The sequence below is a fragment of the uncultured Gemmiger sp. genome, assembly GCF_934561205.1.
Lineage (GTDB): Bacteria > Bacillota > Clostridia > Oscillospirales > Ruminococcaceae > Gemmiger.
Genome location: NZ_CAKTFU010000001.1, coordinates 120,307 through 143,266, shown reverse-complemented (window position 1 = coordinate 143,266; position 22,960 = coordinate 120,307). Strand labels below are relative to the sequence as shown.

Here is a 22,960-nt window from a genome sequence, read left to right as displayed (position 1 = left end):
GAACCCTCGGTAGGTTTGTAGGGAACGGTCTTGACCGTTCCGTGCGGTCTAGCCGGTAGTACGATGTATCGGTAAACCACGCGCCATTCGGCGCGATTTAATGCGCTGCGCGCGGCCAGATGTGCGGATGGGTCAAGACCCATCCCTACAAATCCTCCGGTAACGGGTATTTTCTACAATCTGTGCCGCCCTGCGGGCGGTTTTTGTCTTTTTGCAGCAATTTTTCCAAATTTCCACAAGTTAGCTTTGTCTAACCTCTTGAAAAACCGACTTCGACCCTTTATAATAAAATTAGCTGTGAAAAGCATAACAATTACGCAAAGGAGAGAATATTATGATCGAATACTCCGCACAGGTCAGCAATATGTGCCCGATCACAAAAGGTCCTAAGCACGGTCCCGCCCCCATCCCCGAAGAAGGCGAATGGGTAAAGGCCTATAAAATTGAGGACATCAGCGGCTACACCCATGGTGTGGGCTGGTGTGCTCCCCAGCAGGGCACCTGCAAACTGAGCCTGAACATCAAGAACGGCATCATCGAGGAAGCTCTGGTCGAGACCATCGGCTGCTCCGGCATGACCCACTCTGCCGCTATGGCCGGTGAGATCCTGCCCGGCAAGACCATTCTGGAAGCCCTGAACACCGACCTCGTCTGCGACGCCATCAACGTTGCCATGCGTGAGCTGTTCCTGCAGATCGTCTATGGCCGCAGCCAGACCGCTTTCTCTGAGAACGGTCTGCCCATCGGCGCAGGTCTGGATGACCTGGGCAAGGGCCTGCGTTCCATGACCGGCACCATCTTCTCCACCAAGGCCAAGGGCGTCCGTTATCTGGAACTGACCGAGGGTTACATCATCAAGACCGCTCTGGACAAGGACAACCAGGTCATCGGTTACCAGTTCGTCCGTCTGGGCAAGATGATGGAAGACATCCGCCACGGCAAGGATCCCAAGGAAGCCTACGAGAAGAACATTGGCACTTACGGCCGCTTCTCTGCCGAGCAGGGCGCTGTCAAGTACATCGACCCGCGTGAAGAATAAGAGAGGGAGGAACATACATTATGGCAACTTTTGAATCCCAAAACCGCCGTATGCCCAAGATCGAGGCCTGCCTGAAGGCAAATGGTCTGGAGAGCCTGGACGCCTGCAACGAGCTGCTGCTGTCCAAGGGCATCGACTGCGATAAGATCATCCGCGGCATCCAGCCCATCTGCTTCGACAACGCCGTCTGGGCTTACACCCTGGGCACTGCCATCGCCGTCAAGCGCGGCCTGAAGAGCGCTGCCGACTGCGCCGCCGCCATCGGCGAGGGCCTGGAGGCTTTCACCATCCCCGGTTCCGTTGCCGAGCAGCGTAAGGTTGGCTTGGGTCACGGCAACCTGGGTGCCATGCTGCTGCATGAGGACACCCATTGCTTCGCTTTCCTGGCCGGTCACGAGTCCTTCGCTGCCGCCGAAGGCGCCATCGGCATTGCCCGTACCGCCAACAAGGTCCGCAAAGAGCCTCTGCGCGTTATCCTGAACGGTCTGGGCAAGGACGCCGCCCAGATCATCAGCCGTATCAACGGTTTCACCTATGTGCAGACCGACTACGACTTCAAGACCGGCGAGCTGAAGGTCGTCAACACCATTCCTTACTCTGACGGCGAGCGCGCTGCTGTTAAGTGCTACGGCGCCAACGACGTTCTGGAAGGCGTTGCCATCATGAAGGCTGAGGGCGTTGAGGTTTCCATCACCGGTAACTCCACCAACCCCACCCGCTTCCAGCATCTGGTTGCCGGCACCTACAAGAAGTGGGCCATCGAGAACGGCAAGAAGTACTTCTCCGTCGCTTCCGGCGGCGGCACGGGCCGTACCCTGCACCCCGACAACGTGGCTGCCGGCCCTGCCTCTTACGGCCTGACCGACTCCATGGGTCGTATGCACGGCGACGCCCAGTTTGCCGGCTCCTCCTCCGTGCCTGCGCACGTTGAGATGATGGGTCTGATCGGCGCCGGCAACAACCCCATGGTCGGCATGACCGTGGCTTGCGCTGTTGCTGCTTCTCAGGCTAACGCCTGATTCCCTTTGCAATAGTTTTTATGGGAGAAACCTCGTTTGTGGGTTTCTCCCATTTTTTATGCCCTTTTTTGTGTATCGCGCCAAACTTGCGCGCGGTACCTTGCGCAGATACAAAAAACTATGATACACTTTATATATAAGGGAGAACCATGCAGGGGCGAGCATTGCTCGCCCGCCAACTTTGCCACAACGCAAATGCCCGCGGGCGACCTATGTTACTCTTGACACAATGGTCGCCCCTACATAATCAACCAGGTTCAGCAGAATCCGCCGATCCGCAAAAAGGAGGGAACCATTATGAAGCTTGCCGCCCGTATCGCTTTGGGGGCGCTGGCTGTTGTGGCCGTGGCCGCCGTCGGCTTCGGCGCGCTGTATGCCAGCCGCATCCGCACTGCCAACTCCATCATTAAACTGACCGACTACGACGATTACAACCTTTACCGCATGCAGGTCAGCTATAACTACGACCTGGACAAAATGATCGCCAACACCACTGCCGACAACCAGAGCTTCATCGACGAAGCCGTCAAGCAGGCGCTGCCGCTGCTGCCCATCTCCATCAAAGCGCCCAGCTTCGGGTGCAGTGCGTTCCGCGCGCAGGCCACGGACGGCGACCACCTAATGGGCCGCAACTACGACTTTAAGCGTGATACCTCGGCCATGCTGGTCTGCACCGCGCCCAAGGACGGCTATAAGTCCATCGCGTTTGCCGCGCTGGATAATCTGGGCATCAAGCAGGCCGACGCCAGCGCCAAGGGCAAGATTGCCAGCCTGCTGGCCCCGTTCGCCTGCCTGGACGGCATCAACGAAAAAGGCGTGTCGATCGCCGTGCTGACACTGGACAGCGAGCCGACCAAACAGGATACAGGCAAGCCTGTGCTGGCCACCACCATGGCTATCCGGCTGGTGCTGGACCGCGCCGCCACCACCGCCGAAGCCGTCGAACTGTTGGAGCAGTACGATATGTTTGCCACCAGCGGCCGCGACTACCATTTTTATATCACGGATGCCACCGGTGACGGCCGCGTGATTGAGTTTGACTGCGACGACCCGGCACGCCCGCTGGTTGCCACGCCCAACCCGCAGGTGACGAACTTTTTTGTGCTGTACAAGGATAACGTGCTGCCCAACCAGAAAAATGGCATCTACGGCCATGGCCGTGAGCGGTACGACGCAATTGAGGAGATCCTGACCGCCAACGCCGGGGCCATCACGCCCGATATCGCCTGGCAGGCGTTGCAGGCATCCAGCCAGGCCCCCAACCCCGAGAACGTGACCAGCAATACGCAGTGGTCGATTTTATATAACAATACGAATTGTACAGCGACCATCGCCCTCCGACGCGATTGGAGCAATACGACCGAGATTGAGTTGGAAAGTGTGACTGCGTTTTAAAGGTGTTGTATTACACAAAAGGCTCCCCTTGATGGGAGCCTTTTTAACGTTCGCTTTCCGCGTCCTGTTGACAAAATGCAGCATCTGTTCTATAATCAGATGCTGTAAAACATAGTAAATCAGTAGTTTAATGCATTGGACGTGAGGGGAACGGAATGCTCAATCAATTTTCGAGAACGGAACTGTTGTTTGGCCATGAGACCATGGAAAAACTGTACAATGCCCGGGTGGCGGTGTTCGGTGTCGGCGGCGTCGGCGGCTATGTGGTCGAAGCCTTGGCAAGAAGTGGCGTAGGCACGTTGGATATTATCGACGACGACAAGGTCTGCCTGTCCAACCTGAACCGCCAGATCATCGCCACCCACGCAACCTTGGGGCGCTACAAGGTCGATGCCGCGCGCGAGCGCATCCTCAGCATCAACCCCGACTGCGTGGTGTACGCGCACAAAACCTTTTACACCCCCGAAACCGCCGCGCAGTTTGATTTTGCGCAGTACGACTATGTGGTGGATGCCATCGACACCGTGACGGGCAAGATCGCACTGATTTTACAGGCGCAGGCGGCGGGTGTGCCTGTCATCAGCTGCATGGGCGCGGGCAACAAATTGAATGCCGCCGCCTTTGACGTTGCCGATATCTATGCAACATCTGTCTGCCCGCTGGCGCGCGTTATGCGCACCGAGCTGCGCAAACGGGGCGTCAAGCAGCTGAAGGTCGTCTACTCCAAGGAAAAAGCCCTGACCCCCCAGCCCACCAACGATACCGGCAGTGACGTGCCCCGTGTCGGGGCTGCGCGCCGCCAAACCCCCGGCAGCACCGCCTATGTGCCCGCCGTGGCCGGGCTGATTCTGGCCGGGGAGGTCATCAACGACCTGACCGGCCGGCACGGCGTCATGGCATAACCGCCGCCCTGAAAACGCCCCTTTCCGGCACCTAACACTTACGCAAGGAGAACCCGCCCATGGAACGCCAAATGGACGAATGTCAAAAAATCGAGCGCAGCATCATCAAAAAATACCGCAAGCAGCTGTGGACCCCCTTTATTGTGGCGGTCAAACGGTACGAGCTGATCCAGGCGGGGGACAAAATTGCCGTCTGCATTTCGGGCGGCAAGGATTCCATGCTGATGGCCAAGCTGATGCAGGAATTGCAGCGCCACAGCGAGGTTCCCTATGAACTGGAGTTCCTTGTGATGGACCCCGGCTATAACGAGGTCAACCGCCAAAAGATCGAGAGCAACGCCGCCTTGATGAACATCCCCATCACGGTGTTTGAAACCAACATTTTTGATGTGGCCAACCAAACCGAAAAGAACCCCTGCTACCTCTGCGCCCGTATGCGGCGGGGACATTTGTACAAAAAAGCGCAGCAACTCGGCTGCAACAAAATTGCATTGGGGCACCACTTCAACGATGTCATCGAAACCACCGTCATGAGCATGTTCTATGGCTCGCAGCTGCAGGCCATGCCGCCCAAGCTGCACAGCACGAACTTCCCCGGTATGACGCTGATCCGCCCGCTGTACTGCATCCGTGAGGAGGACATTCTCGCCTGGTGCCGCTACAACAACCTGGAATTCATTCAGTGCGCCTGCCGCATGACCGAGAGCATGACGGTCAGCGCCTGCGGCAGCAGTTCCTCCAAACGGCAGGAAACCAAGCTGCTGCTGCGTCAGCTGAGCAAAACCAACCCGAATATCGAAAACAGCATCTTCCGCAGTATTCACGCCGTTGCGCTGGACACGATGCCCGGTTTCAAAACCGAAGGGCAGGAGCACAGCTTTTTGGAGCGCTTTGACCGTATACAAGAGCAGTTGGACACCGCAGACTGATGCGCCAGCCCTGCCTTTTCGCCGCACCCTTGCCGGGGTGCGGTTTTTGTTTTGCACCCCTGTATAAACGCCGATCGCCCCGCCCAGACTCTAACGCGAAAGGGGAGGGTGTCTTATGGGGTCGCGACGCGGATTTTTCTGGCAAAGTCTGTTGTTCACGCTTGTGCTGTTGGTGCCCATGATGGGGGTCACGCTCTGGCTGCTGCAGGCGCAGCAGCAGCAACAGACACTGCGTCAGGCAGCGGCGCAGCGGGGCGGCATCACCGTGGAGGCAGGCTCACAGAGCGTGTGGCGGTTCTTGCTGGTCGTGCAGCAGGAGCAGCCCGCCTTTGTGCTGGTGCGGGCGGACAGCCTGCAGCAAACGATAACGCTGTGCGCCCTGCCGGCCGATGTACAGGTCAACGCGCCCGCTGGCACCACCACCATAGGGGAGTGTACGCTGACCGCCGGGGCCGGGCGTGCGGCGCAGCTTTTGCGGCAGACGGTTTTCGGGGACGAAGCTGCCCCCGCGCTGTACTATCTGGCTGCCACACCCGCCACCTGGCAGGGCATGGCCGATGCGGACGAAGTGCGGTGGGACACCTCAGCTTTTCTGAACGCCGACCATCGGAAACGGCTGGGCTGCGAGTCTGACCCCATCGCGGTGCTGACCGCCGCCTCTGCCGCCGAGCTTCTTACCAAGGTGCAGCGCATCTTGCCGGACGACGCAGCCGCTGCCGCCCGCGCCGCCATTTGGTGCGCCTTTTTGCGCCAGCAGCCGACGCTTTTGCCCGAACTGGCCGACCGTTGGCGGCAGTACAGCGCCCGCACACTGACCAACCTGCGCAGCGGCGATTTGACTTCGGCAGGGGAGTGCTTTGGCTATCTCGCCCGGCAGGAGGCGCTGCGCATCGATTACCTGCAGGTGCCGACCCAGGACAACGCGCTGACCGCCGAAGGTCTGCGCACCCTGCGGGAATTGTTGGGATAATGAAAAGTGCCGCCCCATCGGGGCGGCACATTGTATATAACGCAGGTATTTTTTTACTCCTGGCGGAAACGCGCCAGAAATTCTGCCGTGCGGGGGTTCTGCGGGTGGTCAAAGATCTCGGCAGGGGTGCCCTCCTCGGCAATGACGCCGTCCGCCATATAGACCACATGGCTCGAAACATCGCGGGCAAACGCCATCTCGTGGGTCACCACGATCATCGTCAGCCCGTCGGCTGCCAGCTGGCGCATAACGCTCAGCACCTCGCCCACCATCTGGGGGTCCAGCGCGGAGGTCGGCTCGTCAAACAACAGCACCTCCGGCTGCATCGACAGGGCGCGGGCGATCGCCACGCGCTGCTTCTGCCCGCCGGAAAGCTGGCGCGGCTTGGCGTGGATATACGGCGCCATACCGACCTTTTCCAGGTTTTGCAGGGCGGTTTTGCGGGCGGTCTCCTTGTCCTGATGCAGCACATAGCGCAGACCCGCGGTGCAGTTATCCAGCACGGTCATGTTGTTGAACAGGTTAAAGCTCTGGAACACCATGCCCACCTTGGCACGGTAGGCGCAGGGGTCGCTGCCCTTGGCGGTAATGTCCTGCCCATGGAACAGCACCTGACCGTTGGTCGGGGTTTCCAGCAGGTTGATGCAGCGCAGCAGGGTAGACTTGCCGCTGCCGGATGCACCGATCACACAGGTGACATCGCCGGGATTTACGGCAAAATCCACGTCGCGCAGCACGACGTGGGTGCCGAAGCTCTTGGAAAGATGCTTGACTTCAATAACAGCCTCAGACATGGGCGTGACCTCCCTTCATATCCAGATTCTGCGATTCGTGGTTGGGGTCGGGGGCATTGTACATGCCGCTGGTGTAGGCGAGGGTATCGGTCGTGTTCAGGTCGTAGTTCTGCGGACCGTCCAGCACCTTTTCCCACAGGCGCAGCAGGTAGCTGGCCAGCAGCGTCATCGACAGGTAGATGACCATCACGATGGCCGCGCTCTCAAAATAGGTGTACAGCGCGCCGACAACGCTCTTGTGGACAAAGAACAGGTCGGTGATGGAAATGACCGACAGCACCGAGGTATCCTTGATGTTGATGATAAAGTTGTTGCCGATCTGCGGCACGATGTTGCGCAGTGCCTGCGGGAAGATGACGTGCAGCATCGTCTGCCAGTGGTTCATACCGATGGCCTTGGCGCCCTCGGTCTGGCCGGGGTCAATGGACACAATGCCTCCGCGCACGGTTTCTGCCATATAGGCACCCGTGTTGATGGACACGATAAAGAACCCGGCGCTCCACATACCCATCTTGATGCCGAACACCTGCATCATACCGTAGTAGATGAACACCGCCTGCACGATCATGGGTGTGCCGCGGAACAATTCCACATAGCAGCGCAGAACAACGTGCAGCAGCTTGATCAAAAAACGCTTCCATACGGGGTCGCGCTGCTTGTCAACGGGGATGGTCTGCAAGGCGCCGACGGCAAAGCCGATCACGCAGCCGAAAAACGTACCCACCAGCGCCAGCAGCAGGGTCGTGCCCGCGCCGCGCAGATAGCTGGGACCGTACTTGGCAAGAACCTTGGCGCAGTTTGCCACAAACAATTCCATGGAAAATTCTCCTTTTGAACTGCCGCAGCCCCTGCCGCAAAAAACGGCAGGGGCAAGGGCAGAAATGTTTTACTCGCTCAGGGGCTGGGCGGCGATGGCTTCGTCCATCAGGTCGTTGTAGTCGTCGGCAGTCATACCGGACAGTACCTCGTTGATGGCATCGCGCAGGGCGGTGTTGCCCTTCTTCATCGAGATGCCGATGTTGATATCCTCCTGGCTGACCTGGAAGTCATTCTCGCCGCCGCCGAAGTCCAGCAGCGTGAAGTCGGGGTAGGCGACCAGGGCAGCCTGGGCGGTGGGACGGTCGGTGACGACCACGTCGCAGGCACCGCTGTTCAGCGCGACCAGCATGGCGGGTGCGGTTTCCTGGGCGGCCAGGATGTTGCCGTTGGGGATCTGCGGCAGGCAGTTGTCATACCAGATGGTGCCCAGCTGGCTGGTAGCGGTGGCACCGTCAAGGTCGGCCACGCTCTTGGCGTCGGCGTACTTGCTGTCCTTCTTGACCAAGGTCACGATGGAGGCGTAGTAGTACGGGTCCGAGAAATCGACCTGTGCGGCGCGCTCGGCGGTGATGGACTGGCCGGCAATGACGCAGTCCACGTCGCCGCTGGTCACGGCGGGGATCAGGCTGTCCCAGTCCAACTTGACGATCTGGACGTTCTGACCCAGCGCCTCGCCGATCTTCTTTGCCATAATGACATCGTAGCCGTAGGCGTAGTCGCCGGAATCGCGGATCTGAACGGCACCGTTGGTGTCGTCATTCTGCGTCCAGTTGTAGGGGGCGTAGGCACACTCCATAGCAACGGTCAGGGTAGTGGGGTCGCCGTCACCATCGGGGACGGTAGAATCCACGGCAGGGGAGGCAGCGCTCCCGCAGGCGGTCAGACCCAATGCCAGAACGGCGCTCAGCGCCAGGGCGGCAGTGTTCTTCAGTTTCATAATGCACTCCTTTTCGTAAATCGCAAAATCCCTCTATACTTCCAAAAAGTCCCGGCATCCTTGGCGGAATACCGGGACTTGGAACCTAAAATGCAGCCTCCATATGCGGCACAGCGCGCAGCCGCGCCGTTGCGGCTTTACTAAAGTATCATACGCCGATTGGGCGGATTTGTCAAGAAATATCCGTATTTTTATACAGAATATTCAAAAACGCATCAGGCAGAGGCTTTTTCGCTGTTCTGTTCGCTTGCCTTGTAGCTCTTGACGCTGGTCACCACAATGCTGATGCCCAGCACGATCAGCAGCACACCGATGATCAGCTGCAGACCGTTGGCGATGAACACCGCACCCCAAGTGGTTTCCCCTGCGGGGATGCCCACCGCTGCGGCGGTGCGGATCGCCTTGACCATCGCCATAACGCGCTGCACCAGCGCGGTAAAGGTGACGCAAAGCATAATGACCAGCGGGGGGAACAGCATCTTATTGCTGCGCCCGGTCACCTTCAGGAACACGCACAGGGTGACCAGCACCAGGGCGCTCAGCAGCTGGTTGGCAGAGCCGAACAGCGGCCAGATATTGGCATAGCCGATCTGGGTCAGCAGGAAGCCGAACGCCAGCGTCACAAATGTGGAAAAATAGGTGTTGCACAGCAGCTTGCGCCAGCCCTCGGCGTGCTGCATGTCGTCCACGCTGAACAACTCCTGAAAGCTCATACGTCCGATACGCGCCACAGCGTCCAGGCTGGTCAGCGCCAAGGCGGAAACGCACATCGTCATAAAGACGGTAGCGGCATAAACGGGAACGCCGAACATCTCAAAGAAACCGGCAACGCCGCGGCTGAAGATCTGGAACGGGGTACCGGCGGCGGGGGTACCGTCCGCAGCAGCGGCAGCACCTGCCACGCAGAGCGCCAGCACCGCCAGCAGGCTTTCCAGCACCATGGCACCGTAGCCGACCTTGAGCATGTCTTTTTCGTTCTCCACGGTCTTGGAGGACGTGCCGGAGGAAACCAGGCTGTGGAAGCCCGACACGGCACCGCAGGCCACCGTCACGAACAGAATGGGGAACATCGTGCCCAGCTTATCGTTGGTAAAGCCGGTAAACACAGGCAGGTTCATGGTGGGGTGGGCAACCAGCAGACCGACGGCCGCGCCGCCGATCATACCGATAAACATAAAGGTGGTCATGTAATCGCGCGGCTGCTTGAGCATCCACATGGGCAGCACAGCGGCAAAGAAAATATAGACAAAGGTGATGTAACTCCAGGCAGCCTTGCCCAGGATCAGCGGGAAGTTGGCACCCACGGCGAAGGACAGCGCCAGAAAGACGATACCGAACAGGGCCTCTTTCCAGCCGGAGAAGTTGAACTTCTTCTGCACAAAGCCGAACGCAACGGCAAACAGCATAAACATAATGCTGACCATACCTGCGGCGCCGTTGGTGGTGGCAGCCTCGACGAGGGCGCCGTCGCTGCCGTAGGCATTAAAGGTACCTGCGACCATATCGGCAAAGGCGGCAATGACAATGCCGCAGAACAGCCAGCAGAACAGTAGGAACAGCTTGCGTCCCGCCTTGCCGATGTACTTTTCGATCAGCATACCCATGCTTTTGCCGTCGTTCTTGACCGAGGCATACAGCGCGCCGAAGTCGGTGACCGCGCCGAAGAAGATGCCGCCGATCAGTACCCACAAAAGAACGGGCAGCCAGCCGAACGCGGCGGCCTGAATGGCACCGGTGACAGGGCCGGCACCGGCAATGGAGGAGAACTGGTGGCTGAACACCGTCCAGCCGTTGGTGGGGACATAATCCTTGCCGTCGTTCAGGCGAACGGCAGGGGTTTTGGCGGCGGGGTCGATGCCCCATTTGTTGGCAAGCCAGCGACCGTACCCTGCATAAGCAGCTACCAGGCAGACCGCTGCGATCAAAACGATTGCGAGCGTATTCATATACAATTCCTCTTTTCTTAAACCCTCAACAGACGCCTTGTCTGTCTCTCGCGGTGTACTTACTGTAACGCTTTGGTGACGTTTTGTCAACGGTTTGTTCACACTTTAGCAATTTAGTAAAATTCACGTCACGAATGAGAAAAACTATCGTCATATTTGTCAAAAGAGGTGGCTTTGTTCAGAATAAGCTGCCGATAATTCTATTCGGTTGATTGCGAACCTTCGGCAGGTTTGCGGCTATTGCAAATCTCCCCGGCGGGGTGGGGTCGCCCTACAAAAATTTTTCGACTTTTTGCCGCCCACCGCCGCCCCCACCGCACAATGCTTGCTATATCGCGCAGCTTACACAAAATAATTGTTGCTTTTTTGTCAAAGTCAATGTATAATAGGTACATAAGCGCGCAGAGTTCTTCTGCGGCTGGCTTTTATGATTAACTGGAGGTATGAACAATGCTGGTAAATGCTACCAATATGCTGCTGAAAGCACGCGACGGCCACTATGCGGTCGGTCAGTTCAACATCAACAATCTGGAATGGACCAAGAGCATCCTGCTCACCGCACAGGAGATGAACTCCCCTGTGATCCTCGGCGTTTCCGAGGGTGCCGGCAAGTACATGACCGGTTTCAAGACGGTTGCCGCTATGGTCAAGGCCATGGACGAGAGCCTGGGCATCACCGTTCCCGTTGCCCTGCATCTGGACCACGGCACCTACGAGGGCGCTAAGGCCTGCGTAGCCGCCGGCTTCACCTCCATTATGTTCGACGGCAGCCACTACGCCATCGATGAGAACGTTGCCAAGACCACCGAGCTGGTTGCGCTGGCACATGACCACGGTCTGTCCATCGAGGCCGAGGTCGGCTCCATCGGCGGCGAGGAGGACGGCGTCATCGGCATGGGCGAGGTCGCCGATCCCGCTGAGTGCGCCAAGATCGCCGCACTGGGCATCGACTTCCTGGCTGCCGGCATCGGCAACATCCACGGCAAGTACCCCGCCAACTGGAAGGGTCTGGACTTCGAGGCTCTGGATCGCATCCACGCCGCCACCGACAACATTCCTCTGGTTCTGCACGGCGGCACCGGCATCCCCGCCGAGATGATCAAGAAGGCCATCTCCTTGGGCGTTTCCAAGATCAACGTCAACACCGAGTGCCAGCTCAGCTTTGCTGACGCCACCCGCAAGTACATCGAAGCTGGCAAGGATCTGCAGGGCAAGGGCTTTGACCCCCGCAAGCTGCTGGCTCCCGGCGCCGATGCCATCAAGGCTACCGTGCGCGAGAAGATCGAGCTGTTCGGTTCTGCCAACAAGGCTTGATTTCTGCCGTAATACCGCAACAAATTTGCCCGCAGGCGTTTTTGCCTGCGGGCTTTTTTATTAAAATTCTTTTTCGTGACCTTTAAAAAATTCCCATGTAGCGCGCACATTTTCCAACTGCGTCCATCGTTTGGTCACTACCGGCTCTGCATCCAAATCGTACACACGCGCTCCCGGCATGGCCAGCAAAAAAGGCGAGTGCGTGGCAATGACAAATTGACAATTATAGAATCTGGCCGAATCATGCAAATATTGTGCAAGCTCCTGCTGACGTTGGGGCGAAAGACTATTTTCCGGTTCATCAAGAAGATACAAGGCATTCTCGCGGATACGTTCATTGAACACCGCAAGGGCGCTTTCCCCGTTGGATTGTGTGCGCAGATTGACCGGCAGCATCTGTCTTGCCGCCTGCGAGTTGGACAATCTGCGCGCAGCACTGACCTGCTTGAGTTCGTCATAATCCTTCATGCTGTGCAGCTGAAATTTCCGTCGCCGCAAATCATCTAAATCATCAAACAGTTCTTCCCTCCGGGTGTCAATTCTATCGTTTACCGCCCTAAGGTCAAGCATATAATCAAAAACATCATCGCTGGTCAGTATCAGGCTGTTCCGTGGCACCGGGCGTTCTGTTTCGGCAGAGGAAAGCCCCACATAGCTATCAAAAAAAGGGGTTCGATTATACTCAGCGTGTCGTTGCAACCCCAACGCATCCGCCATCACGTTCAGCAAGGTTGTCTTTCCGGAGCCGTTGCCGCCATACAGGATCGTGATTTCCAAAAATTCCAGCGCAGGCAGGCAACGTTCTGCAAAAAGTCCAAACGGGTAGTATGAACTGTAACAATATTGCTTAGCACGCCAGTTATCAGCCAGAAAACGTGCTTCATCCTCCTCACCGGGGAATCGAAACTTTGACAGGTAAATCATTTTCGTGCCTCCTTGTTTATATTGTAGCACAAACCGCCTCTCCCGCATAGCCTGAGGACAGGAGGTGTTTGTATGCCCACTGGCAGTATTTTTGTCTATGTTTCGGTGGCGGGGCAGGCTGCGCCGCTGCCCGGTGCGCGCGTGCAGCTGTTTTCGGAGGCGGACGTTGCGCTGCAAAGCCTTACCGCCGACGAAAACGGTCTTGCCGCATTTGACGCCCTGCCCGCGCCCGACAGGCAGTACAGTTTGAGCGAGTCCAACACGCAGGTACGCCCGTACAGCGTGTATGGGCTTACTGTTTCCGCCGACGGCTGGCAGACCCATCGGCTGGCGGGGGTGCAGGTGTTCGACGGTCAGCAGACCGTGGCGCGGGTGGAGCTTTTACCCGCCGATGACAGCGCCCCGTCGGGGCGGCAGACCAACGTCACGTCGATACCGCCCCACGCGCTGTTTGGCGGGCAGGGCGGCACAGGCCCCGCCCCGCAGGAGCGCGCCCCCGGCGAGGTGCTGAACGAGGTCGTCATCCCGCGCAAGATCACCGTGCATCTGGGGCGTCCCAGCGCCAGCGCCCGCAATGTAACGGTCAGCTTTCAGCATTACATCGCCAATGTTGCCTCCAGCGAGGTGTACCCCACCTGGCCGGAGCAAGCCCTGCGCGCCAACATTTTAGCCCAGATCAGTCTGGCGCTCAATCGCATCTGGACCGAATGGTACCCCAGCCGCGGCTATACCTTTAACATTACAGGCTCGCCGGGGGTCGATCAGGCGTATGTGGCGGGGCGCACGGTTTTTGCAGTCATGGAGCGCCTGACCGCCGAGCTGTTTACCACCTATGTGCGCCGCAGCGGCGACCGCGAGCCGTACTACACCGAATACTGCGACGGCCGCACGGTGACCTGCCCCGGCATGAAGCAGTGGGGCACCGTGGCCCGCGCCAAGGAGGGCAAAAATGCCCTGCAAATTTTGCGCTATTACTACGGCGACCGCGTACAGCTGGTGACCAGCCGCAACATTGCCGCCATTCCGTCCAGCTACCCCGGCCAAAGCCTGAAGCGCGGCAGCACCGGCACGGCAGTGCGGGTGATCCAGCGGCAGCTTTCCCGCATTGCCAAGGATTACCCGTCCTTCGGCAAGCCCGCCGTGACGGGCCATTTTGACGAAACCACCGAAACCGCCGTCAAGCGCTTTCAGCGCCAGTTCGCTCTTACGCCCGACGGCACGGTGGGCAAGGCGACGTGGTACAAGATCAGCTATATCTACGTCAGCGTCAAGGATCTGGCAGAGCTGACCAGTGAAGGCGAAACCGCCGAAGGGGCGCAGTCTGCCGGGTCGTGGCCGGGCACCGTGCTGCGGCGCGGCTCCACCGGCAGCCATGTGGAGCAGGTGCAGTTCTGGCTCAGCGGGTTGGCGCAGTATGACAACACGCTGACAGACCCCGATGTAGACGGGCGGTTCGGCCCCACGACCGAACGCGCCGTGCGCAGCTTTCAGCGCGCCAACGCCCTGACCGAGGACGGTGCCGTGGGGCAGACCACCTGGCAAACGCTGTACCGCGCCTGGGTGCAGCTGCAAAGCGACCTCGGCGGTACGGCCTGGCCGGGGCGGGTCTTGCAGCAGGGCGCGGCAGGGCAGGACGTTCGGCTGCTGCAATTCTGGCTGCGTCTGGCAGCCGACAACTACACGGCGCTGTCTCCCGTGGAGGTGGACGGACGGTTTGGGGCGGCCACGACCCGCGCCGTGCGGGCGTTCCAGACGCAGTTCGGGCTGAATGCCGACGGCATCGTGGGGCGCACAACGTGGAACAAGCTCAAGGAGGTCGGCCTGGCAGTCGCCAATGACCTTGTTGCCCCCGACATAGCCCCCGGACAATTCACGGGCACCTTGCGGCAGGGCAGCAGCGGCCGCAGTGTGCGCGCTGTGCAGTATTACCTGCGGCGGCTGGCGGCGTATTACAGCAACATTCCCGCCGTCACGGTGGACGGTCACTACGGCGCAGCCACGACCCGCGCCGTCCGCGCCTGGCAGGAGCAGGCAGGGCTTGCCGTGGACGGCACGGTGGGCAGCCTGACCTGGCAAAGCCTGTATGACGCCGTGCAAAAGCTGGACACCAGCGGGGCCGTGGTGCGCGCCGCTGCCCTGCCCGTATTGAGCCGCACCCTGAAGCCGGGGGACAGCGGCCCCGATGTCATGCGCCTGAACCGAACCCTGCTGTTTTTGGGGCAGTGGCTGCCGGACATCACCTTTTTAAGCAGCTTTGCCCCCAGCGACACCTTTGACCCCGAACTGGAGATCGCTGTACGCAGCGCACAGGAATACTTTGCCCTGCCGGTCACGGGGCAGGTCACGCAAACCGACTGGCACACCTTTGCCGCCGCCGCACAGGCGCTGTTTGCCGCCAACCCCGCCGCCTCCGCGCCTGAGCCGAGCGGGGTTTGGCCCTCCGCCGCGCTGACGGTGGGCAGCAGCGGCCCCGCCGTTTTGCAGGTGCAGCAGTGGCTGAACCTGCTGGCGCAGGTGGATCAGACCGCCGACTTTGTGCCGGAAACCGGGCATTTTGACGAACTCACCCGCCAGGCGCTGGAAAGCTACCAGCTTACCGCCGGCTTGCAGCCCTTGGGCGTGGTGGATGCCGACACCTGGCAAAGCCTGCAGCTCGCCGCCGAGCAGCTTTGCCGCGAACCACAGCAGGGGGAGGGGTAAGTCATGGCCAAACTGTTTGTTTACGACAGCTACAACGACAAATTTTATAAGTACAATCTCAACGAAAACGACCCCATGCCGTACAGCTACGGCACCACCCTGAGTGTGCGGGAGTTTCGCGGTTCCAGCGGGGCCAACGTGCTGTGGACCACCACCGCCGCCATGGAGGCGTGGAACCTGACCCGCCGCACCTACGGCGGCGCCATTCCCGTGGGGTACGCCTTCAAGCGCATCTGGGAGGGCGGCCACGGCACCGCCAGCCAGCACTATGCGGGGGTGTCCTTTGATGTGGGGCAGGGCACCAACAACGCGATACGACGCAAAATTTACAATGCCGCCCTGCGCAGCGGCGCGTGGGGCTATGTGGAGCCGCTTTCCATGACGCCCACATGGGTACACATTGACCGCCGCTACGGCACCCCCGCCTGTGCGGGCACCACCGCGGGCTATCCCACCCTGCGCCGCGGCCGCCGCAGCACCTATGTGTTGATTTTGCAGGACGCCTTAAACGCGCTCGGCTACTCGACCGGCACGCTGGACGGGGTGTTCGGCGCACGGACGGAAAATGCCTTAAAAGCCTGTCAGCGCCGTTTCGGCCTGAAAGTCGACGGCATCTGCGGCTGCGCCAGCTGGAAAAAGATCACCTCCGCCGTGCTGGGCATCGGACGCACCTCCACCGTCATAGACCGCTAACACACACCGCACGATGCAGCTCTTGCATCGTGCGGTTTTTCATGGACTTTTATGCTTTTTGTGCCATGCCGACTGCCTTGGTATTTTTTGGGCTTTCCGCGCATTTGCCGCCTGTTTTTTGTGGGAAAATTATTAGATTTCCCACTTGACAAACCGCCTTATCCAAACTGTTGAGTGGAAAAGTTTTCCACAAATTGTGGAAAACCCATCGGCTATTCTGTCGGAAACGTTGCCGCATCGGTAGTTTTTAACACTTTCCACAGAGTTTTCCACAAGGGGAAAACTTCGGCTTTTCTACGCATCGTATAAAGCGCGATACAGCGCGAAGCGCCTGTTTTCACCATGTACTTTTGATGCAAGTGTGAACGCGATGTAAAATTTTGCATATTTTTGCGGCAAAGACGCAAAAAAAGATAGCCACGGCGCAGCAAATGTGGTATACTTGTATCTGTATAAGAATGACAAACTACTGGCAGGAGGCCCATCCATGGAAAAGTTCACCCGTGACCCCGCAACCGAGCGTACCGACACCCTAGTCTGGGGCAAAAACCCCGTTACCGAGCTGCTGAAAAGCGGCGGCGCGGTGGACACGGTCTACCTGACCGATACCATTCCCCAGCCTGTGGCGGGCTACTACACCGCCCTGGCCAAAGAGTGCGGCGCCGTCGTCAAGCGCGTACCCGCCAACAAGCTGCAAAAAATGTGCGGCACTGCCGAGCATCAGGGCGTTGCCGCCCGCGCTGCCGAGGTCGAATACGCTTCCCTGGACGACCTGTTTGCCGCCGCCGAGGCAAAAAACGAACCGCCGTTTTTTGTGCTGTGCGACGGCATTGAGGACCCGCACAATCTGGGTGCCATCGTGCGCAGCGCCTACCTGTGCGGCGCGCACGGCGTCATCATCCCCAAGCGGGGCGGCGTCGGCGTGACCGGCACCGTGATGAAATCCAGCGCCGGGGCGGCAGCCCGCCTGCCCATTGCCCGTGTGCCCAACCTGGCCCAGGCGATCCGCACCATTAAAGAGCGCAACGTTTTTGTCTACTGCGCCGACCTTGGCGGTGCACCGCTGTCCAAGACCGACCTTTCCGGTGCCGTAGCACTGGTTCTGGGCAGTGAGGGCGCAGGCCCCGGTGCCCTGACCCGCAAGCTGTGCGACGCCGCCGTCACGCTGGAAATGGCCCCCGGCCAGTCCACCGGCGTGGACAGCTACAACGTCAGCGTGGCCGCCGGCATCCTGTGCTACGACGTTTTGCGCTGCCGCACCCGAAAGTAACATTTTATCGCCCATTTTCAAAGGGAGTCTAAACCATGCCAAGCAAACGTACCAACGATTCGGTGGATCGCATCCTGCAGGAGCTGAGCGTTCAGCAAACCGCAGCCGGTGTAACGGAAACCGTGACCGACCACCAAATCGATGAAATCCTGCGCAGTGTGGGCATTTCCTCGGCATCGCTGGATGACGCCTCGGTCGCGTCGGACAGCCTGGTCTTTGCCGAGTTGTCCGACACGAAGGACGTCCCCCGCCACAGCGAGCCTTCAACGCGCCCCGCGCCACAGTCTGCCGTGCAAAAGCCTGTCGTGCAGCAGCCTGTCGCGTCAAAGCCGGTTGTACAGCAGCCCGCCGCGCCAAAGCCGATACAGCCCGTGCAGCCCCAAGGCAGCGGGGATACCACCAACACCAGCATCATCAAGGGCTTTCTTGTCAAGATGGCTCCCGACGGCGGCGCCGGTGTTGAGGCCCTGAACGAAGGGAAAAATCAGTTTCAGAAATTCTTCCGCGAGACAGCGGCCGTCATTCCCGACGAAAAAGGCCGTATTCGCGAGTCGGGCAAAAAAAAGCGCGGTTGGTTCGGCTTAAAGCACGCCGAGGAGACCGAGCAGTTCGTACCCATCAACGTTGCCCTGAGCAGCCCCCCTGCGCAGGATACCGCCCCAACGGATTCCACCCCCGCGCAGGAGTATTTCCCGGATGAAGAACCCGCGCCTGCGCCGCAGCCGGAGCCTGCCATCCCCGTTCAAACGGCTGCCGCCGCGCCCGCACAGCCGAAGGAGGACACCAAGGAGGTCTGGCACAGCAAGTACACCCGCCCCGCACGGCCCGCCGCGCCGGCGCAAACGCTGGAAATGCTGCGCACCTCCCTGGCCGATGCCGCCAAAGCCAACGACCCCGCCGCCACCGGCACGGTCTACCGCAAAAAGCGCAACACCGTTGAATTTATCCTGCATCAAAAAATCACACCGCCGCCCGCGCCGCAGTACCCCGTAGGGGAGCCTGCCGGCGAACCGATATCCCTGCCCGAAGCCACGGGCTTTACCCAGCAGATCGGCATCCCTGCCGCAGGGCAAAGCGACACCCAACAGTTTTTGGCCGCCTACAACGAGGTGCGCCCCCGCCGTGCACCGCAGCCGACCCCTGCGGCAGCAACGACCCCTGCGACAACACCGCAGCCGGAACCCGCAGCCCCCGTACAAACGCCTGCAGCTCCCGTACAAACGCCCGCTGCCGTACCCAATCAGTCTGCCCCCGATGTGACCCGCCTGTTTGACCCCAACCGTGCACCCGACGACGTTGACCGCCTGGTGGACAGCCTGACCGGCAAACTGCCGACGCTGACCGATATCCCTCAGCCCTCGGCGGACAGCCACAGCGGTTTTACCCAGCAGCTGGGCAGTGTCCCCGCCGCACCTGCCGCGCCTGCCCACACAGGCTTTACCCAGAGCTTTTCTGCCCCTGCCCCCGCCGATGACACCGCCGGTTTTGTCAACAACATTGCCCAGGTCATCAACAGCCAATCTCCCGCGCAGGACACTGCCCGCTTTGACAGTGCCGCCGCCCGCCTGACCGATCTTTCTTCTGAGGATGAGGACGCGGCAGGGCAGGGGACTGCCACCCTGACAGGGCTTCGCAGCAAGCTGTCTATGCCGCGCTTGGGCGGCACACCGACGGACGAACAGCGCGACACCGCCGCCCAGCCCTTTGACACCGCCGAGCTGCCCATAGCCCACGGCCACGAGTACGAGCGCGCCGAGGACGCCCCCGCCGTGCAGCGTCAGCTGGACAATGACCTGCTCTACCAAAGCATTGCCTGCATCGTCACGCTGGCCGCCGCTGCCGTGCTGCTGACCCTGGGCATTCTGGCTGCCGCCCTGCCCACGCTGCCCGGCGTGCTGGCACAGCCGTCGGTATATCCCGGTGTGGCGCTGGTTCTGCTGGCTGCCGCCTGCGCCGTCAACTGGCGTACCGTGCTTTCCGGTCTGGTCGGCTTTGCCGGGACCCCCACGCCCGACAGCCTGGCCATTCTGCCTGCGCTGGGTGCCCTGGTGCAGTGCCTGGTTCTGCTTATCGCCAAGCCCGACGCCTACGGCACACTGCTGGCCGGGCCTGCCGCCCTGGTGCTTTTGCTGAACGCCGTCGGCAAGCGGCTGCATCTTGTCACCGTGCGGGACAACTTCACCCTTGTCAGCGCCAAGGTGGAGCACGCCGTGGCCTACCGTCTGCGCGATGCCGGTGCGCTGCGCGCTGTCACCTCCGGCCTGGCCGAGCCGCACCCCAGTGTGCTGGTCAGCCGCCCCACGCAGGTGCTGCGCGGCTTTTTGGCCAACAGTGCCGCCCACGGCACCAGCGATAAAAACCAGCAGCAGTTTGCGCGGCTGGTCGGCGGCATTGCCCTGGCCGGTGGGCTGTTCACCCTGATTTCCACCAAGAGCGCCGCGTCAGCCGCCTGTATTCTGGCTATGATCCCCTGTTTCTGCGCACCGCTGGCCGGCACGCTGCTCTCCGCTTTGCCGGAGCACAAAATGCAGCGCAGCGCCGCACAGGTGGGTGCGGTCATTCCCGGTTGGCGCAACATCCGCCAGCTGGGCCGCATCAATGTGCTGCAGGTCGCCGCGCGGGATCTTTTCCCCGCCGGGTGTGTGTCGCTTGTCGGCATCAAGCCCGTCAAGGCCGAGCACATCGACCTGGCCATCGTCTTTGCCGCCTCGATGCTCTCTGACGCCGAGCCGACGCTGCGCGACGTATTTTTGAACATGCTGGGCGGCAACCGCGGTCTGCTGGCCAAGGTCGAGGACCGCGAGACCGTCTACGGCAAGGGCTATATCGGCTGGGTGCGCAAGCAGCGCGTGCTGATCGGCAACCGCAAGCTGATGCAGGATTACGGCATCAAGATTCCCAGCGCCGATTTTGAACAGCACCACTCTGTCAACCAGCGCCGTATCATCTATCTGGCCGTGGGCGGCAAGCTGTTTGCCATGTTCCAGGTGGCCTACCGTGCCGACCCCGACACCGCCGCCGTGCTGGAAAGCCTGCACCGCGCAGGTCATTCTCTGCTGGTGGACTGCGACGACTTCAACGTCGATGCCCAACTGCTGGAAACCGCTTACACTCTGCCCACCGGCTCGGTCAAGGTACTGAACACCGCCGAGCGCAACGCCCTGGCGCCTTCGGTGGCCTGGCTGCCGGAGAGTGAGGGCAACATGCTGCATCTGGGCAGCTTTGCCAGCTTTGTCGGCGGTCTGGAGGCCGCTGCCGGTGCAGCCGAGGGCGAGCGCAAGTCCGCCTATATTGTCACGGCATCGGTGCTGCTCAGCTGCGCGCTCTGCGTGCTGTTCACGCTGACGGGGGGCTTGGCCGCCATGCCGCTGCCGGGCCTTGTGGTCTACCAGCTGATTTGGTGCCTGGTTTCGCTGGCGTTTTCTCTGGTTCAACATTATTAAAATAAAAAGGGCGACTGCGCACAGCCTAAAATGCCGCCACGGCGGCGGGGTGTGCGGCGTTGCCAAAAGCGAGGTTTTATGGAACTTATTCTGGATGCCCTGTTGGATGCACTGATCGACGGCGTAAAAATGCTGCCGTTTTTGTATCTGGCCTATCTTTTGATCGAATGGCTCGAACGCCACCACGGCGAGCGCATTGAAAACGCGCTGGCAGGGGGCGGGCAGTGGGGATTTCTCCCCGGTGCCTTGCTGGGCTGTGTGCCGCAATGCGGTTTCAGCGCTGTTGCATCCAACCTGTATGCCAGCCGTGTCATCACGCCCGGCACCCTGCTGGCGGTGTTTATCGCCACCAGCGACGAGGCGATCCCCCTTTTGGCGGCCGAGCCTTCGCAGTGGAGCAGCCTTGTGCTGCTGATCGTCTGCAAGGTGATTTTTGCCATTGCGGGCGGTGCGCTGCTGGACATGCCCCTGCGCCGCGTTTTGCCGCGCTCGCTGTACGGCGGCTATGCCGGCAGTGCAGATGACGTCGACTGCCACGAGGAGCATGAGGAGCACAGCGGCATTTTTCTGGCGGCGTTGCGCCACACGCTGGAAATTTTCGCCTTTATTCTGGTTTTCAGCTTCCTGATCGGCCTGGTATTTGAGTCCGTAGGCGAGGACGTCCTGGTTTCCGCCCTGGGCAGCATGGGGATTTTCCAGCCCATGCTCACCGCGCTGGTAGGGCTTATCCCCAACTGCGCCGCCAGCGTACTGTTGGCCCAGCTCTATGTGCAGGGGGCCATCGGCTTCGGCAGCCTGTTTGCCGGGCTTACCGCCGGTGCCGGTGTGGGCTTGGCGGTGCTGTGGCGGGTAAACCCCAGCTGGAAGCAGAATGTATTTATCACCGGGCTTTTATGGGCAGTCGGTGCGGCAGCGGGTATGCTGCTGCAGCTCGTCCTGTAAGCCACACTTTACACGGAGGGAACTTTGTATGCAGTATTCTGTCGAGAATGAACTCTTGCGCCTCACCGTAGACACCCACGGCGCCGAGGCCGTCAGCGTCATCCACAAGCCCACCGGTGCCGAGCTGCTGTGGCAGGCCGACCCCGCCGTCTGGGGCCGCCACGCACCGATTTTGTTCCCCTACACCGGCAAGCTGACCGGCGGCAAGATGATTGCCAAAGGCATGGAGTATGCCGGCAGCCAGCACGGCTTTGCCCGTGATGTCGAGCATACGCTGGTCAGCCAAACCGCCGACACCCTGGTATTTGAGCTGCACGCCAACGCCGACACCCTGCCCAAGTGGCCCTACGCCTTTGTGCTGCGCAGCACCTTTGCGCTGGACGGCGAAACTGTGCACCACACCCTGACGGTGGAAAACCCCGTCGAGGAGCAGCTGCGCTTCGGCATCGGCTACCACCCCGCCTTTGCGCTGCCCTTTGACGACAAGCACAAGACCGAGGATTACGAGATCCGCTTTGACGGGCTGGAATCCCCGCTGTGCGTCAGCGCCGTGCCCAATGGTCTGCTGAACGGGCAGAGCTATTATCTGGCCCGCAACACCGAGGCGATCCCCCTGACGGATGATTTGTTCGACAACGACAGCCACTGCATGGTCAACCTGCGCAGCGCGCATGTCTCTGTGGTCGAAAAGGATACCGGGCGCAGCGTCATCTGCGATGTTTCGGGTTTCCCGTACACGCTGATCTGGTCGGCCGCCAAAAAGCCGCTGCACTTCATCTGCATTGAGCCGTGGCAGAGCCTGCCGGGCGAGGAAAACGGCCCCCTGGAGTGGGAACAGCGCCCCTGCGCCGCCAGCTTAAAGCAGGGCGAAAGCTGGTCCACGACCCTTTCCACCACCTTTGTGCGGTAATATTCCAAAACAAG

The 22,960-nt window shown here is 60.2% G+C and carries 18 protein-coding genes; 13 read left to right on the top strand and 5 right to left on the bottom strand.

The annotated features are described in order from the left end of the window. Positions 1-337 precede the first annotated feature (337 nt). The 6 genes from Q0I19_RS00730 (at position 338) to Q0I19_RS00705 (ending at position 6,254) form a co-directional block, all read left to right on the top strand. Positions 338-1,039 (top strand): hypothetical protein, encoded by a 702-nt coding sequence (locus Q0I19_RS00730; protein WP_294759620.1) that lies wholly within the window; start codon positions 338-340, stop codon positions 1,037-1,039. Positions 1,040-1,059: 20 nt separating this feature from the next. Then, a complete protein-coding gene (locus Q0I19_RS00725; protein WP_294759416.1) occupies positions 1,060-2,058 on the top strand; it encodes a GGGtGRT protein in 999 nt (332 codons plus the stop codon). Positions 2,059-2,355: 297 nt separating this feature from the next. Further along, entirely contained in the window at positions 2,356-3,453 is a 1,098-nt protein-coding gene (locus tag Q0I19_RS00720; protein WP_294759414.1) for a linear amide C-N hydrolase, read from the top strand. A gap of 155 nt (positions 3,454-3,608) precedes the next feature. Next, complete coding sequence (locus Q0I19_RS00715; protein ID WP_294759413.1) at positions 3,609-4,355, top strand: tRNA threonylcarbamoyladenosine dehydratase; 747 nt, start codon at positions 3,609-3,611, stop codon at positions 4,353-4,355. 59 nt (positions 4,356-4,414) lie between these two features. Continuing rightward, positions 4,415-5,284, top strand: coding sequence for an ATP-binding protein (locus Q0I19_RS00710; protein WP_294759412.1), 870 nt, complete (start codon positions 4,415-4,417; stop codon positions 5,282-5,284). 115 nt (positions 5,285-5,399) lie between these two features. Further along, positions 5,400-6,254 carry a hypothetical protein gene (locus Q0I19_RS00705; RefSeq protein WP_294759411.1) on the top strand — a complete coding sequence of 285 codons (855 nt, stop codon included), beginning with the start codon at positions 5,400-5,402 and terminating at the stop codon, positions 6,252-6,254. A 53-nt stretch (positions 6,255-6,307) separates the two neighbouring features. On the opposite strand, the gene Q0I19_RS00700 is transcribed toward Q0I19_RS00705, so the two are convergent. The 4 genes from Q0I19_RS00700 to Q0I19_RS00685 form a co-directional block, all read right to left on the bottom strand. Next, positions 6,308-7,048: an amino acid ABC transporter ATP-binding protein gene (locus Q0I19_RS00700; RefSeq protein ID WP_294759410.1), complete on the bottom strand. Its 741-nt coding sequence runs from the start codon at positions 7,046-7,048 to the stop codon at positions 6,308-6,310. Next, entirely contained in the window at positions 7,041-7,865 is an 825-nt protein-coding gene (locus tag Q0I19_RS00695; RefSeq protein ID WP_294759409.1) for an amino acid ABC transporter permease, read from the bottom strand. Before Q0I19_RS00695 ends, Q0I19_RS00700 begins: the two co-directional genes overlap by 8 nt. A 69-nt stretch (positions 7,866-7,934) precedes the next feature. Next, a complete protein-coding gene (locus tag Q0I19_RS00690; RefSeq protein WP_294759408.1) occupies positions 7,935-8,804 on the bottom strand; it encodes a transporter substrate-binding domain-containing protein in 870 nt (289 codons plus the stop codon). Positions 8,805-9,019: 215 nt separating this feature from the next. Continuing rightward, entirely contained in the window at positions 9,020-10,750 is a 1,731-nt protein-coding gene (locus Q0I19_RS00685; protein ID WP_294759407.1) for a carbon starvation CstA family protein, read from the bottom strand. A gap of 450 nt (positions 10,751-11,200) precedes the next feature. Between Q0I19_RS00685 and fba the strand changes: the two genes are divergently transcribed. After that, on the top strand, positions 11,201-12,064 hold the full coding sequence (gene fba, locus Q0I19_RS00680; RefSeq protein ID WP_294759405.1) for a class II fructose-1,6-bisphosphate aldolase: 864 nt from the start codon (positions 11,201-11,203) through the stop codon (positions 12,062-12,064). Between the two features lie 60 nt (positions 12,065-12,124). Here fba and Q0I19_RS00675 read toward each other — a convergent pair whose 3' ends face one another. Next, on the bottom strand, positions 12,125-12,988 hold the full coding sequence (locus tag Q0I19_RS00675) for an AAA family ATPase (RefSeq protein WP_294759404.1): 864 nt from the start codon (positions 12,986-12,988) through the stop codon (positions 12,125-12,127). A 72-nt stretch (positions 12,989-13,060) separates the two neighbouring features. On the opposite strand from Q0I19_RS00675, the gene Q0I19_RS00670 reads away from it, so the two are divergent. From Q0I19_RS00670 to Q0I19_RS00645, 6 genes are all read left to right on the top strand, one after another. Continuing rightward, the gene (locus Q0I19_RS00670; protein ID WP_294759402.1) at positions 13,061-15,688 is read left to right on the top strand and encodes a peptidoglycan-binding protein; all 2,628 of its coding nucleotides are present in this window, start codon (positions 13,061-13,063) and stop codon (positions 15,686-15,688) included. A gap of 3 nt (positions 15,689-15,691) precedes the next feature. Beyond that, the gene (locus Q0I19_RS00665; RefSeq protein ID WP_294759400.1) at positions 15,692-16,381 is read left to right on the top strand and encodes a peptidoglycan-binding protein; all 690 of its coding nucleotides are present in this window, start codon (positions 15,692-15,694) and stop codon (positions 16,379-16,381) included. Positions 16,382-16,868: 487 nt separating this feature from the next. Next, positions 16,869-17,651, top strand: coding sequence for a 23S rRNA (guanosine(2251)-2'-O)-methyltransferase RlmB (rlmB, locus tag Q0I19_RS00660; RefSeq protein ID WP_294759399.1), 783 nt, complete (start codon positions 16,869-16,871; stop codon positions 17,649-17,651). A gap of 35 nt (positions 17,652-17,686) precedes the next feature. Beyond that, positions 17,687-21,094: a hypothetical protein gene (locus Q0I19_RS00655; RefSeq protein WP_294759398.1), complete on the top strand. Its 3,408-nt coding sequence runs from the start codon at positions 17,687-17,689 to the stop codon at positions 21,092-21,094. A 78-nt stretch (positions 21,095-21,172) separates the two neighbouring features. Next, complete coding sequence (locus Q0I19_RS00650) at positions 21,173-22,036, top strand: putative manganese transporter (RefSeq protein ID WP_294759397.1); 864 nt, start codon at positions 21,173-21,175, stop codon at positions 22,034-22,036. 28 nt (positions 22,037-22,064) lie between these two features. Next, positions 22,065-22,946, top strand: a complete 882-nt coding sequence (locus Q0I19_RS00645) for an aldose 1-epimerase family protein (protein ID WP_294759395.1) — start codon at positions 22,065-22,067, stop codon at positions 22,944-22,946. Positions 22,947-22,960: the final 14 nt, after the last annotated feature.